The sequence below is a fragment of the Pseudomonas sp. NPDC089547 genome (genome assembly GCF_050280665.1).
Lineage (GTDB): Bacteria > Pseudomonadota > Gammaproteobacteria > Pseudomonadales > Pseudomonadaceae > Aquipseudomonas.
In genome coordinates this window covers 1-16,955 of the sequence record NZ_JBNNVS010000067.1, presented here as the reverse complement: position 1 = coordinate 16,955, position 16,955 = coordinate 1, and the positions used below count along the sequence as shown (strand labels likewise).

Below are 16,955 nucleotides of genomic sequence, written 5' to 3'. Positions count from 1 at the left end.
TTCTCCCACGGTCTGTACTGCGCGAACAGTCAGAAGCGAGTTATGACCCTCCTCCTCCCTTCAAGTCCTACCATACAAGCGGGTTTACCCGCGAATGGGCGGCAAAGCCGCCCCGAGGATATCAGCTGCGCTCAGGCTGGAAGCGCACCACAAAGCCCTTGAGGCTGTTCTGGCGGTTGATGGCGTCGCGGGTGCGCTCCGCCTCGGCCCGCTCGATCAGCGGCCCGACATACACCCGGTTCATCCCGCCTGCCGAACGGATATAGGCGTTGTAGCCCTGGCTACGCAGGGTTTGCTGCAGCTTCTCGGCACCAGCCCGGTTGGACAGGCTGGCCAACTGGATCGACCAGCTGACCGGCAGGCCATTGACGTCGATCTTCGACGGCGCAGCCGGCGCTGGCGTGGCAGCAGCCTTGGCCTCGACCTTGGGTGCTGGAGCGGGTGCAGGCGCCTGCGGCTTGGCCGGCTGCACCTGCGCCTGGGTCTGCGGCGATGGGGTGATTGGCTGGCTTGGCGTACTGGCCGGCGCCGTGGACTCGTCAACCGCCACGGGTGGTTGCTGCGGCTCTTCCGGGATGGCCTGCGGTTCCGGTACCGCGACCGGCTCCACTTTCACTTCCGGCAAGCTTGGCATGGCCGGCGCCTGCGGGGCGTCAACGTGCACCTGGCGCATCTCGTCCTCGCGAGTGAACAACATGGGCAGGAAAATCACCGCCAGCGCCACCAGCACCAGCGCACCGACCATGCGCTGTTTCATTCCTTTATCCAGCACTGCCATCTATTCCACCCTCATGGGCGTGCCGCTCCAGCCATTCCAGCGCCTGGGCAACACAGAAAAACGAACCAAACAGCAGGATCTGGTCATCCGCCGTCGCCTGCGCGCATTGCCCTTCAAGGGCCGCGCCGACGCTGGCATAAGACTTCACCGCAGCGCCGAGGTTCGTCAAGGCCGCTGCCAGTTCCGCAGCCGGGCGGCTGCGTGGCGTATCCAGCGGCGTTACGGCCCAGTCCTCGACCAGGCCCTTCAGCGGCGCGACAACGCCGTCCAGATCCTTGTCGACAAGCAGGCCAAACACTGCCAGACGGCGCCCCTTGAGCGGGCGGGCCGCCAGGCGTCGGGCCAGATACTCCGCTGCATGGGGGTTATGCCCCACATCCAGCAGCAGCTCGACCGGCTTGCCCTGCCAGTGCAGCACACGGCGATCGAGCCGGCCGGTGATACGGGTAGCCAGCAACGCCTGGCGCACCTGCACGGCATCCCAGGGCAGGCCCATCAGCAGGTAAGCCTGCAGGGCCAGCGCAGCGTTCTCCATGGGCAGGTCGAGCAATGGCAAGTCACGCAGCGCTACCTGAGCGCCATCTGCCGCGGTACCCCACCAGCTCCAGGCGCCATCGGCAGTGGCCAGGTCGAAATCACGACCACGCAGGAACAGCGGCGCAGCCAGTTCGGCGGCCTTGTCCAGCAACGGCTGTGGCGGATCCAGGTCGCCGCACAGGGCCGGCTTGCCCTGACGGAAGATGCCGGCCTTCTCGAACGCCACCAACTCACGGGTATCACCCAGGTAATCGACATGGTCGACGCCGATGCTGGTCACCAGGGCCAGGTCGGCATCCACCACGTTCACGGTGTCCAGACGGCCACCAAGGCCCACTTCCAGCACCACGGCATCCAGCTGCGACTGGTAGAACAACCAGAACGCGGCCAGCGTGCCCATCTCGAAGTAGGTCAGGGAAATCCCGCCCCGCGCCGCCTCGACGGCGGCGAAGGCTTCGCACAGGCGCTCATCGCTGGCCTCCTGGCCATCGATCAGCACCCGCTCGTTGTAACGCAACAGGTGCGGCGAGCTGTACACACCGACCTTGAGCCCCTGGGCACGTAGCAGCGAGGCCACGAAGGCGCAGGTCGAACCTTTGCCATTGGTGCCGGTTACCGTCACTACGCGTGGCGCCAGCTTGCCCAGCGCCAGCCGGGCAAGCACCTTCTGCGACCGCTCCAGGCCCATGTCGATGGCCGAGGGGTGCAACTGCTCGAGGTAGGCGAGCCATTCGCCCAGGGATCGTTGTTTCATCACGCGACGGCTGCCGCCTCACGCGCTTGCTCCGGCGTTTCCTGGCCGGTCATCTGCGCCAGCAGGCGGGCCAGACGCGGGCGCAGATCGCCACGGGAGATGATCAGGTCGATAGCACCGTGCTCCAGCAGGAACTCGCTGCGCTGGAAGCCTTCTGGCAGCTTCTCGCGCACGGTCTGCTCGATCACGCGCGGGCCGGCGAAGCCGATCAGGGCTTTTGGCTCACCGACGATCACGTCGCCGAGCATCGCCAGGCTGGCGGAAACGCCACCGTACACAGGGTCGGTCAGCACCGAGATGAACGGAATGCCTTCTTCGCGCAGGCGCGCCAGCACGGCCGAGGTCTTGGCCATCTGCATCAGCGAGATCAGCGCTTCCTGCATGCGCGCACCGCCCGAGGCGGAGAAGCAGACCATCGGGCAGCGGTTTTCCAGGGCGTAGTTGGCCGCGCGCACGAAGCGCTCGCCGACGATGGCGCCCATGGAGCCGCCCATGAACGAGAACTCGAAGGCGCTGACCACGATCGGCATGCCCATCAGGGTGCCGCTCATGGAAATCAGGGCGTCTTTTTCGCCGGTCTGCTTCTGCGCGCCGACCAGGCGGTCCTTGTACTTCTTGCCGTCGCGGAACTTCAGGCGGTCGACCGGCTCCAGCTCGGCGCCCAGTTCGGCACGGCCTTCGGCGTCAAGGAAGATGTCGATACGCGCACGTGCGCCGATGCGCATGTGGTGGTTGCACTTGGGGCAGACATCCAGGGTCTTTTCCAGCTCCGGACGATACAGCACGGCCTCGCAAGCCGGGCACTTGTGCCACAGGCCTTCAGGCACCGAGCTCTTCTTCACCTCGGAACGCATGATCGAAGGGATCAGTTTGTCGACTAACCAGTTGCTCATGCTTTCTTTCTCCAGTATTGGCAGGCGGGGGCCGGTGTCGCCGGCCCTGCCCAGCCCTTGAGCTCAAAATCTTTTATAAAACCATGATGGACCGGCCGCCGGGGCTTCCAGCGCACCGCTCCACCGCTAATGTGTTGTACTGCCGCCACAGGTGCAGGCGGCTACCCCGCAGGGCTGCGAAAGCTATGGACGATGGCGCGCAGCCAGCCGTCACATCTGCCTTCACGCCTGTTTCACCGCCCGCATGAACGCTTCGATCTTCGCCGCATCCTTGATGCCCTTGGCCTGCTCGACGCCACCGCTCACATCCACCGCATAAGGCCGTACCTGGGCAATGGCCTGGCCGACGTTATCGGCCGAAAGCCCACCCGCCAGGATGACCGGTTTGCTCAGGTGTGCCGGCACCAGTGACCAGTCGAACGCCTCACCGGTTCCCCCGGGCACGCCCGCCACGTAGGTATCCAGCAGTATGCCGCGGGCACCTGCGTAAAGCTGGCAGGCCGCCTCCAGGTCGTCGCCCGGGCGCACACGCAGGGCCTTGATCCAAGGGCGGTGGTAGCCTTCGCAGTCCTGCGGGGTTTCGTCGCCGTGGAACTGTAGCAGGTCCAGTGGAACCACTTCGAGGATCTCGTTCAGCTCGCAGCGGGAGGCGTTGACGAACAGCCCGACCGTGGTCACGAACGGTGGCAGCTCGGCAATGATCGCCCGCGCCTGGCGCACGTCCACTGCCCTCGGGCTTTTGGCATAGAAGACAAAGCCGATGGCATCGGCACCCGCTTCGGCAGCGGCCAGTGCGTCTTCGATGCGGGTAATCCCACAGATCTTGCTGCGAACATTGCTCATGGACAGCGAACCCTGGTTGTACGGTGAAAGGCCGGATGTTAGCAAATGGCTTTTCGCCCGTCAGTCTGCCAACGCCTCGTAGCCGGTCAAAAAGTGTGGGCCGATGTAACGCTGGGGCAGCGCATATTCCTCGGGATACTCCACCTTTACCAGGTACAGCCCGTACGGATGGGCGGTGACACCTGCTTCGCGGCGGTCGCGCCCTTCCAGCACTTCACGCGCCCAGGTAACCGGACGTTCACCGGCGCCGATGGCCATGAGCACACCGGCGATATTACGAACCATGTGGTGCAGGAAGGCGGTGGCGCGCACGTCCAGCACGATCATCTGGCCATGGCGGGTAACGCGCAGGTGGTAGATGTGCTTGACCGGCGACTTGGCCTGGCACTGGCTGGCGCGGAAGGCGCTGAAGTCGTGGGTGCCAAGCAGGAACTGCGCGGCTTCGGCCATGCGCTCGACATCCAGCGGGCGGTGGTTCCAGGTCACTTCCTCGGCCAGGTGCGCCGGGCGGATCGGGTCGTTGTAGATGACGTAGCGGTAACGCCGCGCACACGCCTTGAAGCGGGCATGGAAGTCGGCTGGCATCGGCCGCGACCACACCACACTGATGTCGTGCGGCAGGTTGAAGTTGGTGCCCATGGTCCAGGCGCGCTCGTCACGCACGGCGCGGGTGTCGAAGTGCACGATCTGGCCGCAGCCGTGCACGCCGGCATCGGTGCGGCCGGCGCAGATCACCGAAATCGGCTCGTTGGCGACCTTGGACAGCGCCTGCTCCAGCGCCTGCTGGACACTGGGCACGCCACTGGCCTGGCGCTGCCAGCCGCGGTAGCGGGCACCCTTGTACTCCACGCCCAGGGCGATACGGGAATAGCCTTCGGCCGCGGATTCGGTGGTGGCGGTGTCGATGATGTCCAAGCGTTTGAAACCTGTGGGGTGTACGAAATGGCGAGGATTATAACGACAACGGCAGCCTTGTAGGGCTGCCGTTGGATGTGCAGTGCATTTGAGGCCCTCTTCGCGGGTAAAACCGCTCCCACAGATACCTCACAGATTTCAGGCCTGGTGAGTAACCTGTGGGAGCGGGTTCACCCGCGAAGAGGCCGGCCCCGCCACTATCAGACCAGCCGGGAGAGCATGTCCTCGGCTTCCTGACGCTGGCCGTCGTCGCCGTCCTTGACCACTTCATCCAGGATGTCGCGCGCGCCCTGGTTGTCGCCCATGTCGATGTAGGCACGTGCCAGGTCGAGCTTGGTGGCCACTTCGTCACTGCCGGAGAAGAAGTCAAAGTCCAGATCGTCCAGCGGCTCAGGCTCCGGCTGTTCAGCGGCGTCTTCGCTGGTGAAGTGCGGCTCCAGCGAAGGCGACTCCAGGCTCTGCGACAACTTGTCCAGCTCGGCGTTGACGTCGTCCAGCTCCGAAGCGAAGCTTTTGGCTGCTGGCGAATCGTCTTCCAGCGACAACGACAGGTCAAAGTCCGACGGCATGTCGAAATCGGAGACCGGGTCGAATGCCGGCTCGCTGTCGAAAGCGGCCAGTTCGGCAGCGATATCCACCGGGGCGTCTTGCAGTGCATCCGGGGCGGCAGGGGCAACGGGTTCACTGACATCGAGGTCGAAATCATCCAGGTCGACAGCCGGCTGCGGTTCGGCCTGGGCCAGCATGGCCTCGAAATCGGCGTCGGCGTCGGCTTGCAGTTCGGCATCCACGGCAAACGGCTGTTCTTCTGGCTGAGCCTCTTCGAATGCAGGCTCATCCAGCACAGGCTCGGCGATCACCAGCTCGTCAGGTACAGGCTCTTGAACCACCGGCGCGTCCAGCGGGTCTTCTTCGGGCAGGTCTTCACCCAGGCTCAAGTCGAAGGCACTGTCCAGGCCCTGTTCATCGAGGCCGTGTTCTTCCAGGCCCGATACATCGAGCGTGGGCACGTCGTCGAAGGCATCCAGGTCCGCTTCAGGCTCGAAGATGGCCTCAGGCTCCGCTTGCCCGACAACCTCGGGCTCTGGCTCCACCTGCGGCTCGAATTCAGGCACTTCCTCAGGCACCACGTCGGCAACCACGGGCGCCTCGGGCTCGTCCTGCAGCAGCTCCTGCACGTACTGTTCATCCATCTCGGCGGCCAGCGCCGCCGCACCCAGGCCAGCCGCGGCCAGGCCGAGCATGGCAGGGTAACGCTCTTTCAGCCCTTCTACTTCCGCCGTGTTCTGTTCGCTGGCCGGCAGCTTGCGTTCTTGCTCGGCGAACGCACTTTGATCACCCTGGCGGGCGTACACGTCCATCAGCTTCAGGCGCAGGTCATCACGCTCCGGCGCAGCGGCCACAGCGGGCTCCAGCAGATCGGTAGCACGGTTCAGCCGCCCTTCGGCCAGGCATTGGTCGACTTCCGCCAGCAGCGCGGCATGCGGGTCGGCTTGCGGCCCAGGCACTGGCGCCGCTTCGGCGGTTGGCTCAGCCACTTTCTCCGCAGCAACGGCAGCGGCAGCCGAAGCGGCGACCACGGCTGGCGACAAGGTCACGCTCGGCTCCGAAACTTCCACGCCGTCGAGGCTTTCGGTATCGGTGTCGAAGCTTGTGCCTTGTTCTTCTTCCAGCGCCCGCGCCATGCGCAGGTGCTTTTCAGCTTCTTGCTGGGCCTTGCGTTTGCGCGCCAGCAGCAGCAACAGAAGCAACAGCACAAGGAATGCACTGCCGGCAATCAACCCAAGCAGCAGCGGGTTGCCCATGACTTGGTCGACGACACTTTGCGTTTGGGCCACTGGCGCAGGCTTGGCGGCCGGCACCGGCTTGGGCGCGGTATCGACGGCAGCAGGTGCGGGCTTGACCGCCGGCTGTGCAGCCGTCGCTGGCGGGGCCGGCGTAGCGGCAGCCGCTGCCGGGGCGGCCACACCCTGGGCCTGAAGACGGGCCAGTTGGTCATTCTTGAGGTCGATCAGACGCTGCAGCTTGTCCAGCTGGCTCTGCAGGTCGGTCATGCGGCTTTTCAGTTCTTCGTTGTCACGGCGGCTGGTATCCAGGCTTTCCTGGGCCACAGCCAGCTTGTCATTGAGCACCTTGGCCTGGCCGGCACCCGCCTGGCTGCCCGGGCTGACCAGGCGCAGGTTGTCGCCTTGGGCAATACGTGCCGGTGCCGCCTCGGCGGCGCCACGGCGGGTAGCGTCGAGCTGGCGCGCACGCGGGCCCAGCCGGCGGCCTTCACGCCAGGCGGCATACTGCTCGGCCACCTCGCTGTTCGCCTCGCCCTGCGGAATGTTCTGGATCTGCTGCTGGTCGGGCAGGCGCAGCACCTGGCCAACCTTCAGCTGGTTGATGTTATTGCCAATGAAGGCATCCGGGTTCAGCGCCTGGATTGCGATCATGGTCTGCTGGATCGAGCCACCCTGGGTGTTGCGCGCAGCAATTTGCCACAGGGTGTCGCGACGCTGGGTGGTGTAGTTGCTGGCGCCGGTGACCGCCGGCGCAACATTGCCCGCCGCCGGCTTGTCACCCTGGGCCTTGGCCTGGTCGAGCAGCACGCTGTAGTCACGCAGCAGGCGGCCCTGCGGCCACATCACCTGGACCAGGAACTTGACCACTGGCCCCGGCAGCGGCTGGCTGGAGGTAACCCGCAGCACGCTCTTGCCGTTGGGGTTGATCACCGGTGTGAAGGTCAGGTCTTCGAGGTAGGTCGGAAACGCCACCCCGGCCTTGCTGAACTCTTCTGGCGGCGCCAGGCTTGGCGCCACTTCGGCGGCCTTGAGGTCGCGCACGTCGAGCAATTCGATCTCGGCGTCCAGCGGCTGATTCTGTGCCGACTTCAAGGTCAGCTCCCCCAGGCCCAGCGCATTCGCCATGCCAGACGACAGCGCCGATGCTGCAGCCATGGCCAGAACCAGTTTGCGAATTCGAAGCATGACCTCTTCCCTTGTATGAATCGTCCCGAAACCTGCAAGCAGAGCAGGACAAAAGTGCTCGCCAGTATCTTTTACGGCATGTGTTTAATCAACAATTGTGCCACTTGCACGGCGTTGAGCGCGGCGCCTTTGCGCACGTTGTCCGTGGTCAGCCAAAGGTTGAGCTGCTGGTCTTCATCAACACCGTGACGTACACGACCAACATAGACCACGTCTTGGCCCACTGCGTCACCAACCGGGGTCGGATAATCGTCGTTTTCCACCAACTCGACGCTGTCGGCTGCGTCCAGGGCCTGGTTGACCGCTGCCAGGTCGACCGGGCAGCGGCTTTGCACGGCCACACTGAAGCTATCGCCGAAAAACACCGGGACTTGAACGCAGCTCACGGAAATCTTCAGTTCAGGCAGGCCCAGCAGCACGCGCAGCTCGCTGACCAGGCGGCGCTCCAGCGCAGTATGGCCCTGCTCGTCGGCAGCACCGACCTGGGCCAGCAGGTTGAATGCCACCTGGCGGTCGAAGAAGCGCGGCTCCAGCGGCCGGGCATTGAGCAGCTCGGCGGTTTGCCGGGCCAGTTCGCTGACCGCTTCGCGGCCTTGCGCAGACACTGCCAGCGACGCCATCACCTGCACCCGCTCGATGTCCAGCAGGCCCTTGAGTGGTGCCAGCGCAACAGCCAGGGCGACCGCGGCCGAGCATGGGCTGACAATGCGTGCCGGCAGCGCCAGGCCGGCCAGGCGCTCGGCGTTGGCTTCCGGCACCAGGGCCAGGGCATCGTCCAGGCCTCCGGACAGGTCGATGACCGTGCAGCCGGCCTGCAGCGCCTTGCTGGCAAAGCTGCGGCTGACGGCGGCGCCGGTGGCGAAGAAGGCCAGCTTGACCTGGGCGAAGTCGAAGCTGTCGACTTCACGCACCTTGAGCTTCTTGCCGGCGAACATCACGCTGCTGCCTGCTGACTCCATGCTGGCCAGCAGGTGCAAGGTGCCGACCGGGAACGCCAGCTCTTCGAGCACCTGTACCAGGGTTTCACCGACGCTGCCGGTGGCGCCGACGACGGCGATATCGAATGTAGGGTTCATGCTGCGGGCTGCCTCAGGCGAAACGGGAGCGGCACTTTACTCGCATTGGTCGGGGGAGGCCAATGTCACCTGCTGTGAGTACGACTCCACATTGAAGGCATACGCGGTCAACTGTAGGAGCGGCCTTGTGTCGCGATAGGGCTGCGAAGCGGCCCCAGGATTTCAGCTTCGCAGTCAAAATCGCCGGGGCTGCTTCGCAGCCCTATCGCGACACAAGGCCGCTCCTACAGTTGACCGCGTATGTTCGGCTAGAACTGTTTTTCCAGCTTCAGGCTGACGCTATTGCGCTCCCAGCTGTAAAGCCAGTCAACGTTGCTGTTCACCTTGTTGTACTTGAAGGTCAGACTTGGCACCAGGTCGTGGAAGGCCAGCGCCGGGGCCCTGACGATAAAGGTATAGCCCTGCTCTTCTTCATGACGCCGGTCGTCGAGCAAGGCGCTGTAGGCGTCGTACTGCCGGGTACGCCAGGAGGCGAACAGCACGGTGCTCAGGCCGATGTCGAAGTCCTTGGCCACGCCCAGGCGCAGGCCACGCTGGAAGTAGGCCTCGGTGGCGTCGCGGGTGTTGCGGTCGGTAAGGTCGAAACCACCGAACAGCACCCACTGCTGCGGCAGCGCCTGCCACAAGGTCGCGTAAACCGAGGCGGCGCTGCCGTCATAGGTATCGGCAGCCTGGCGGCGGTAAGCCATATCCTTGTATTCGCCTTCCAGCTTGAGCATGCGGGTAGCTGAAAGATTGTGCATCCACTCACCGCGCAGGCCCCACGCCGAGTACATCGGGTCGCTGCCGATGCGGTTGTATTCGAATTGCGGGCCCAGGCTGTACTGGTTGCGCCCGTCCTGGTAGCTGTAGCCGGCGTTGCCGATGAAGGTGTCTTCGTTGTACTTGCTTTCTTTGTCGTAGGCCTGCCCGTAGGCCAGCGCCCGGCCAAACACGCCATGGTGGCCAGACAGCGCAACGCGCTTGTTCAATGTAGCTTCGTAGTCGATGCCGTGCGCCGACACCGCCTTGGGCATCTTGCGCTCGACCAGGTAAACCCCGTCACTGGTTTCCAGGCGGTAGTGGGTGGTGCTTTCCGAGGTCTGGTTGAGGTTGTCGTTCCAGGTCGGGCCGATGGCCAGCGAACCTTGCCAGCTTTCGCGATGGTCCAGCGCCTCGATGAAGCTGTCGACGGTGTTGGCCAGGCCCTGGTTGCGCGCATCTGCCGGCCCCAGGCTCTGGCTGATCTGGCGGAAGGCGTCGGTGGATTCGCGGTCCTTGCGGTTTTCGAACAGTACCCGGGCCAGTTCCAGCTGGCCGGGCAGGAAGTCGCCCTGCAATGCCAGCAACTGGCGGTAGTGCGCCTCGGCTTGATCCAGGTCGCCGCGCGAGCGGGCCAGTGCGCCATCGGCGTAGGCCAGCAGCATGGGGTCGTGGCCTGCCAGCGCGACGTAGCGGGCGCGGAAGGCGTTCACGTCGGCCCATTGCTGGCGCTGCACCGAAACATAGAGGGCGCGGCCCAGGTCGTCGAGGTTGTTTTCTACCCGGTAGGTCTGGCCATCGATGACCAGCGTGGTGCCGGCAATTTCGTCCTTGAGCAGCTCGCGCTCCTGGCGGTTGGCGCGGTACTCGATACTCTGGTTCAGGCGCAGGTTGGTGTCTTGGTCAGCCTGGACGATGGAGGGGAAAGAAAGCGGGAGATAAAGCAGCAGCAGGTAATGCAGGCGTGAAGGCTGGGGCATTGCTCGGCTCTCGGGGTGCCTTGAAATAGCAGCAATCAGGGCCGCAAAGCGGCCCTGATGCACTTAACAGACCAGCATCAAGCGGGTCGGCTTAGTTCTTCACGCCACCGAATGCGGTGTCGTAGTTGCGGTTATCGAACTTGGCGATGCCGGCCAGGGAAGCAGTAGCGCCAGCCCCGAAGAAGCTACCTTGGGTAGTGCCGGTCGCAAGCTGAGCATTGGTGGTCGGATTGAGGGCGCGAGCGGCGCCCGAGAAGGCTGCCGTCGACTTGTCGATGTTGGCCGCCAGCCGGACTTTCAGAGAACCGTTAGCCAAGTCACCCGTGAGGGTTGGAGCCGCAGCGCCAAAGGTAGCGGTCAGATCACCCGACAGCAGGTTGGCGCCGGAGTAGTTGCTGATACCCTGGACCGCATAGCTGACATTGGTGGTTGGCAGTACGCGTCCGGTGGTATCACCGGAGTAGTAGACAACACGGGTCGGATCATTGTTGGTGCCGTTCTGCGACCACTCGCCGAAGTACACCTGCTGAGTGGAAACCTGCTTGAAATCGAAGTTGCCAAGCGCGGAGTGAGAAGCTGGCATCATTGCCGGCGTAATCGTGGTCACACCATTGGTGTCGGCGGGCACCATGCCCTTCAGGCCGCTGAAGCCCACCTTAGCGCCACCATAGAATGCCAGTACGCCCACAGCAGGCGCACCTGCCTGGCTGCCGTGATTCGGGGTGTTTCCGCTCGCACCAGATACCACAATGGTACCGGTGTAGCTTTGCCCGGAAGCACTATCGGCCTGCGCAACACCGGCAAGACCCAGCAGGGCAACGGCAACTACAGAAACTTGGAACGCTTTCATTTCATGATCCTTTGATAAGTTAATAGTTTCCAAAACACGAGCACATCCGAACACTGGCAGTCTTCATCCACCCATAGTCAATTCACCTCAGAAGTTTGCAGTCAGACCGATTTTCAACGTTCGCCCCGGCGCTGGCATTGCCGAGCGCGTCAGGGGATCCAGGTAATAGAGGTTGCCCAGGTTGGTGCCAACCAACTCGACATTCACATCGTCAGTCAGCTTGTAATTGACATAAGCGTCATAGGTAACAATGTCATCCCAGGACAACGGTGTATTGAGGTAGTACGACACCATGGGATTACCGGCGTAGTTACTGTGAAACTTGCTGTCATGGCCCTTGTAGTAGATAACCCGCCCGCCAACTTCAAGGCGACGGTCCAGGAAGCGCGCACCGATGCCGAGGTTGGCCGACCACTCAGGCATGGCCATTCCCACCAGGTAACCGCCGAGGAAGCCGTCATCCACACAGTCGGGCGTACTACCGCTCGGGTCCAGTTGCATTGCCGAGTTCTCGTCGCACACCTTATTCTTCAACACATGGGCGACGCTCACGTCAGTGAAGAAACGGCCACTGTCGTACCGGCCTTGCAACTCGATACCCGATGTCGTTTGTTTTTCGACATTGGAAAACACCAACTGGGGGCTTCGCTCGATGACGTTGTCGGTCGTGTTGTGATAGTAGGTAAGTTTGACGTCTGCCTGTTCGCTGCCCAGCACGCCACTCAGATTATGGATATACGCCACTTCGTAGTTATGCGCATGCTCGGGCTCCAGGTCCCATGGCGTCAGTGACGCAGAAAAACCCACAGTGCTTTCGAACATGCTCGGATAACGGATTGCCTCGCTATAACGCAAATAGAATCGACCGTTTTCCGAGGTGTAGAACGTGGCGGAAAGGTTGGGCACCCAGCCTTGGTCCCTGCGATGCTTTACCGATGTGTCGACCTGTTGGTTAACCAGATTACCTTCACTGTCGACGACGTTTGCTGAGCCATCATAAGTCTCGTGGAAGCACTGCACTACATTCTCGCCCGCCGCCGCCGCCGCGATGCATGGGTTGTTACTGCGCTGATACTTTCCTTTGCCGTCATGGGCCCAGTGTTGGCTTTGCTCCGTATCCATTTCGTACGGGGTCGAACGTTCAAATGACTCAATATCGGCCTGGCGCTCAGCTTCAGTGGCACCGAAAATGTCCCAAAACAGCTGCATGTTCTGAATCTTTTCGTCCACGGCTGCACGCCACTCTTCCTGCGACAACGTCTTGCGCGTGGTGTACCCGACCCGCTTGCCACTCTGGACATTCTGGGTAGTCACCCCCGTGTCACGTTGCTGGCCTTTGAGAAAATCATCGTAAGACCAATACGAGGAGTAACGGCCACCGGCAGTGAAGCGCGCAAACGAAACCGGCTGCCAATCGAAATTGAAGTTGTACTCCTGCTCCTCGCGCCGCCCGGCCCTCGGGAACAGTCGCGTCGCTCCGTTGGCCAGGTCGTGCACACTGTCACCCGAACTGAGTTTTTCATGCTGATAGCTACCACCCAGCGTCAGATCAAGGCTATCCAGTAACTTCAACTTGTTGCTGACGGTCAGGCCGGCGCGATCGTGCTTGGCATTGGCCACGGCGGTGTTGCGAAACTCAGGGTTCTGCGAGGTGGTTTCGTTAGGCACACCGCCTGCGCTGTAGGTATCGCTGAGGGTTCGGGTCATCCACAGGTTCGAATAGAAGTCGACCCAGCGGTTGTCTTCGGGGTTCAGCTTGTACTCGACGTTATAGGCCTTGCTGTCCACGTGGCTCAGCGGCCACTGCGGCACACCATAGTTCGCGGCATCGTAAGTACTGCCCGGGGTGAAGAAGGAAATGCGCGAGGGCAGAATCTCGCCATACAACGAATCGGTGGCGCGGTAACCGAACTCCAGGCTCTGGCCTTCGTCGATTTTCCAGGTGGCCTTGGCCAGCCACGACTCCATCTTGCTGGAACTGTTAGGTACTTCGTCGCCGGGTTTGTAGATACGGGCAAGGTTCGGCACATAGTCCCACTTGCCGTCGACCAGTTCGCCACTGGAGTAATAACTGCTCTTTTTCTTGCCGGCGTAGTGGTTGCCTTTTTCCCGATACGCATAGGCGCCCATCAGGTCGAAATGCTCCTGACGGGTACCCAGTGCCAGTCGATAAGCCTTGTCGTCGCTCGACAACAAGTCGTTACTGCTACTGGTGCGCGGGTGCTTATACAGCGACGGATCGTAATAGGAATTGATCGGGAAGTACTGGTAATCGGCGCTGGGCATCTGCCCGGTCAACAGGGTGGGCAGCCGCGGCGACACCGAGTTGTTGCTGCCCTCGATCTTGAACTCGCCGCCGAATTCTTCGCCTTCCTTCAGAATGTCATCGACGCTCAGGGTGTTGGCCACCACCGCCCCGCCAACGCCGCTGTAGACGTTGCGCTCCAGGTTCGGCCCTTTGATCACCTTGATCGAACCGATCAGGTTGGGGTCGATGTAGTTGCGGTTGTTGGCACCCATGTAGCCGCGGTAAACGGTCAGTGCCTGCTCGGTGCCGTCGATGGTCAGCGGCACCCGGCCAGGGCCCTGGATGCCACGCACGTTCGGGTCCAGTGCACCGCTGTTGCGGGCGTCGCCGCTGTAGACGTTGAGCATGCCCTTGAACACGTCGGCAGGGGCTGCGCCCTTGTAACGTTCGATCTGCTCCTTGCCGGCGTAGACGGTCGAAATGTCCTGGTCGTAGATGTCGCTGTAGCCCTTCTCGTCCCGCGAGCGGCCGTCACGCTGGCTGTACACGTAGGTCGGGTGCAGGTCATCGGTACCGGCGCTGGCGGCCGATTGCAGGTGGATCACCGGGCGCTCGGCGCCGCCGCTGAGGCTGAAGCTGACCGGCAGGCCGCTGAGCAGTTGGCGCAGTGCGCCGTCCAGCGAGTAGCGGCCCTGCACCGGGTTGGCGTACAGGCCGGCGAAGGCATCACCGGTCAGATAGAGCTCGGCGCCCGCCTGGCGCGCCAGCTGCAACATGGCATCTTCCAGTGCCCCGCCCTTCACATCGAACTGGTGGTACTGGCCGGCCTGGCTGCTGGTGGCAGCAGCCGGGTCGGTGGCGGCCATGGCCGGCAGTACCGACGCAGCGCCGCAGCAGGTCAACAGGGCCAGCTGAATTCCCAGGCTCAGCTTGCCGCGTTGTGGGGCGAAACGCCCTGAAGCTCCCTTTGACATTGTTTCCAAGCACCCTAGCTAAAGACAAATAAGAGTTATTTGCATTCAGTAACGTGCGAAGCCTGAAAACGCAGTAGAGCGAATTGTTCTATAAATAGAATTTTTTAGATCAGTAAATTAACAACACGCCGGGGAGTTCCAATACCCGGGCGTGCGCTTGCCTGGCCAGCTGCTTGAGCGCGTCATCGACGTGATCGACCCGTGCCACGGCATTCACCGGAAGGCGCCGCAGCGCATCGCCGCGCACCAGCGTCAGCCCGGCACGATAGCGGCCCAGCTGCTCGACTGCCTGGGCTAGCGTCTGCTGGCGCAGCACCACCCTGCCCTGTTGCCAGCTGGCCAGCTCTTCGGGGGATACCTCCAGCGGCTTGAGGCCTGTGTGGGGACCAAAGCGCAAGCTGTCGCCTTCTTGCAGCACAGCGGAGGCGGAGGCGTCGTCCAGACCGTGGGAGACCAGGTTGATTTCGACTGTGTGTTGCAGCACGCCCACCCAACCGGAGCGATCATCCTTATCGACGCCGACCAGGTAACGGGTACCGCGTGCGGTAATGTTTGCCCCCGGCGTACTGACCGTAAAGGGACGCGGTTCGGTTTCGCCCATCGGCGCCGGGCTGAAAATCGCTTCGCCCCGTTTCAGACGCACCGTGCGGCGCTGGCCGTCATAGGCAACGCTGAGAATGCTGCGGCTGCCGAGCTCAAGCTGGCTGCCGTCATCAAGGGTCACGTGGCGCACCTCGCCGTAACCGGTCTGGTAATCGGCACCCAAACCTTGCACCCAGAACGGCGGAACCACCCACAACCAACAAGCCATCGCCAGCCCGCTGAGTGCGCCACCGCTGGCCCACGGTCGCTGCCATGCGGCCTGCAACCAGCCCAGCGGCCCGGCGGCGCGGGCCGGGCGCGGGGGCCGCACATACCCCTGGCGCAGCGCCGCACTGACCTGCCAGGCGCGGTCAAGGCGCTGGGCGACCGCAGCATGCCGGGGGTCAGCTTCCAGCCAACGCCGATAGGCCGCCTGCTCGGCGGGGCCGAGGCGACCTTGACGGTGTTTCATGACCCAATCGGCGGCCTTGCGCTCGATCGGGTCAACAGGTTCAGTGGGGTTCACGGTGCGGTGTTTGCTGCCTGTTGGTGTTTTTCTGTTAATCCGGCCAGGTCAGCGCCATCGCCTGCCCTAATGGTCAGGCTCAAGCCCTCGGCCAATCCTGGCCAGCGCGCTGGCCAGGTGTTTTTGTACAGAGCTGGTGGAAATCCGTAAATACTCGGCGGCCTCTTTGTGCGTCATGCCTTCTACCCGGCACAGCAGAAACACATTACGGGTGCGCTCTGGCAACAGCTCCAGCGTCGCGTGCAGGCGCTCCAGTTCCAGGGCACCCAGGGCCTGGTCCTCTGGCGAACTGGCCTCATCGATCAGGCCATCGAAGATACTCGCAGGCTCCGCTTCGTAGCGCTTGCTGCCATAACGGCGATGATGGTCGATCATCAGGTTGTGGCCAACGCGGAACAGGTAGGCCGGGGTGGCGAGTAACCGCTCTACCCCGTCCATCTGCGCCAGCCGCAGGAAGGTTTCCTGGACGATGTCCGCAGCCAGGGATGGCGTGCAGTTCTTGCGCAGCAGGTAGCGGTGCAAGGCGGAGGCGTGTTCGTTGAAGAGTTGTTCCAGCACGTCAGCACTTTCCTATGCTCAGGCAAACTGGGGAGGCCGAGTATAATGAGAATACTTCTCGTTAATCTAGGCATTTTGCCACTGTGCCGGGGTGCTGTTACAAAACAAAAGTCCAGAACTGAACGCGGTCTCTGAGCGGCCTTGTGTCGCGATGGGCTGCATAGCAGCCCCGGCAATCTGTGCTGGGGCTGAGACTTCAGGGCCGCTGCGCGCCCCGTCGCGACACAAGGCCGCTCCTACAGGGATTGCGCGAATGCCGAGGAATGTTCGCGGGCATAAAAAAACCCGCGCTGTAGCCAGCACGGGTTTTCAGTCAAACCAGAACGATCAACGCTCCAGCAGAATCCGCAGCATGCGGCGCAGCGGTTCGGCCGCGCCCCACAGCAGCTGGTCGCCCACGGTGAACGCGCCCAGGTACTGCGAACCCATGTTCAGCTTGCGCAGGCGGCCAACCGGGATGTTCAGGGTGCCGGTGACCTTGGTCGGGGACAGTTCCTGCATGCTGATTTCACGCTGGTTCGGCACCAGCTTCACCCAAGGGTTGTGCTGGCTGATCATGCCTTCGATATCGGCAATCGGCACATCCTTGTTCAGCTTGATGGTCAGCGCCTGGCTGTGGCAACGCATGGCGCCGATTATCCTGATCGATCGCTGGTACCCCTCTGACGCGGCGTTTCGCCGTACCGTGCCGTTTGCGCAGATCCTGCAACTGAACCTTGAGCGCGGCG

The 16,955-nt window shown here is 62.8% G+C and carries 12 protein-coding genes and 2 pseudogenes; 1 reads left to right on the top strand and 13 read right to left on the bottom strand.

Annotated features, from left to right (window positions below; translation table 11 throughout):
* Nucleotides 1-121: 121 nt before the first annotated feature.
* From ACQKPZ_RS26300 to ACQKPZ_RS26240, 13 genes and pseudogenes are all read right to left on the bottom strand, one after another.
* A complete protein-coding gene (locus ACQKPZ_RS26300) occupies nt 122-778 on the bottom strand; it encodes an SPOR domain-containing protein (RefSeq protein WP_427543862.1) in 657 nt (218 codons plus the stop codon).
* A complete protein-coding gene (folC, locus tag ACQKPZ_RS26295; RefSeq protein ID WP_427543859.1) occupies nt 762-2,069 on the bottom strand; it encodes a bifunctional tetrahydrofolate synthase/dihydrofolate synthase in 1,308 nt (435 codons plus the stop codon). Before folC ends, ACQKPZ_RS26300 begins: the two co-directional genes overlap by 17 nt.
* Nucleotides 2,069-2,962: an acetyl-CoA carboxylase, carboxyltransferase subunit beta gene (gene accD, locus ACQKPZ_RS26290; RefSeq protein ID WP_391134733.1), complete on the bottom strand. Its 894-nt coding sequence runs from the start codon at nt 2,960-2,962 to the stop codon at nt 2,069-2,071. Before accD ends, folC begins: the two co-directional genes overlap by 1 nt.
* 222 nt (nt 2,963-3,184) lie before the next feature.
* On the bottom strand, nt 3,185-3,805 hold the full coding sequence (locus ACQKPZ_RS26285; RefSeq protein WP_427543856.1) for a phosphoribosylanthranilate isomerase: 621 nt from the start codon (nt 3,803-3,805) through the stop codon (nt 3,185-3,187).
* 60 nt (nt 3,806-3,865) lie between these two features.
* Entirely contained in the window at nt 3,866-4,720 is an 855-nt protein-coding gene (truA, locus tag ACQKPZ_RS26280) for a tRNA pseudouridine(38-40) synthase TruA (protein WP_427543853.1), read from the bottom strand.
* A gap of 200 nt (nt 4,721-4,920) precedes the next feature.
* Nucleotides 4,921-7,692, bottom strand: a complete 2,772-nt coding sequence (locus ACQKPZ_RS26275) for a FimV/HubP family polar landmark protein (RefSeq protein ID WP_427543850.1) — start codon at nt 7,690-7,692, stop codon at nt 4,921-4,923.
* 71 nt (nt 7,693-7,763) lie between these two features.
* The gene (locus ACQKPZ_RS26270; RefSeq protein WP_427543848.1) at nt 7,764-8,768 is read right to left on the bottom strand and encodes an aspartate-semialdehyde dehydrogenase; all 1,005 of its coding nucleotides are present in this window, start codon (nt 8,766-8,768) and stop codon (nt 7,764-7,766) included.
* 248 nt (nt 8,769-9,016) lie between these two features.
* The gene (locus ACQKPZ_RS26265; RefSeq protein ID WP_427543845.1) at nt 9,017-10,489 is read right to left on the bottom strand and encodes a surface lipoprotein assembly modifier; all 1,473 of its coding nucleotides are present in this window, start codon (nt 10,487-10,489) and stop codon (nt 9,017-9,019) included.
* Between the two features lie 91 nt (nt 10,490-10,580).
* Nucleotides 10,581-11,339 (bottom strand): Slam-dependent surface lipoprotein, encoded by a 759-nt coding sequence (locus tag ACQKPZ_RS26260; RefSeq protein WP_427543842.1) that lies wholly within the window; start codon nt 11,337-11,339, stop codon nt 10,581-10,583.
* 87 nt (nt 11,340-11,426) lie between these two features.
* Nucleotides 11,427-14,561 (bottom strand): TonB-dependent receptor domain-containing protein, encoded by a 3,135-nt coding sequence (locus ACQKPZ_RS26255; RefSeq protein WP_427543839.1) that lies wholly within the window; start codon nt 14,559-14,561, stop codon nt 11,427-11,429.
* Between the two features lie 109 nt (nt 14,562-14,670).
* Entirely contained in the window at nt 14,671-15,669 is a 999-nt protein-coding gene (locus ACQKPZ_RS26250) for a FecR family protein (RefSeq protein ID WP_427543836.1), read from the bottom strand.
* Nucleotides 15,670-15,735: 66 nt separating this feature from the next.
* Nucleotides 15,736-16,227, bottom strand: coding sequence for an RNA polymerase sigma factor (locus ACQKPZ_RS26245; protein WP_427543833.1), 492 nt, complete (start codon nt 16,225-16,227; stop codon nt 15,736-15,738).
* 327 nt (nt 16,228-16,554) lie between these two features.
* Nucleotides 16,555-16,863 (bottom strand): annotated as a pseudogene (locus ACQKPZ_RS26240) (Asd/ArgC dimerization domain-containing protein); the annotation flags it as partial.
* Here ACQKPZ_RS26240 and ACQKPZ_RS26235 point away from each other — a divergent pair.
* Nucleotides 16,862-16,955, top strand: a pseudogene (locus tag ACQKPZ_RS26235) (thymidylate kinase); the annotation flags it as partial. The pseudogenes ACQKPZ_RS26240 and ACQKPZ_RS26235 overlap by 2 nt on opposite strands.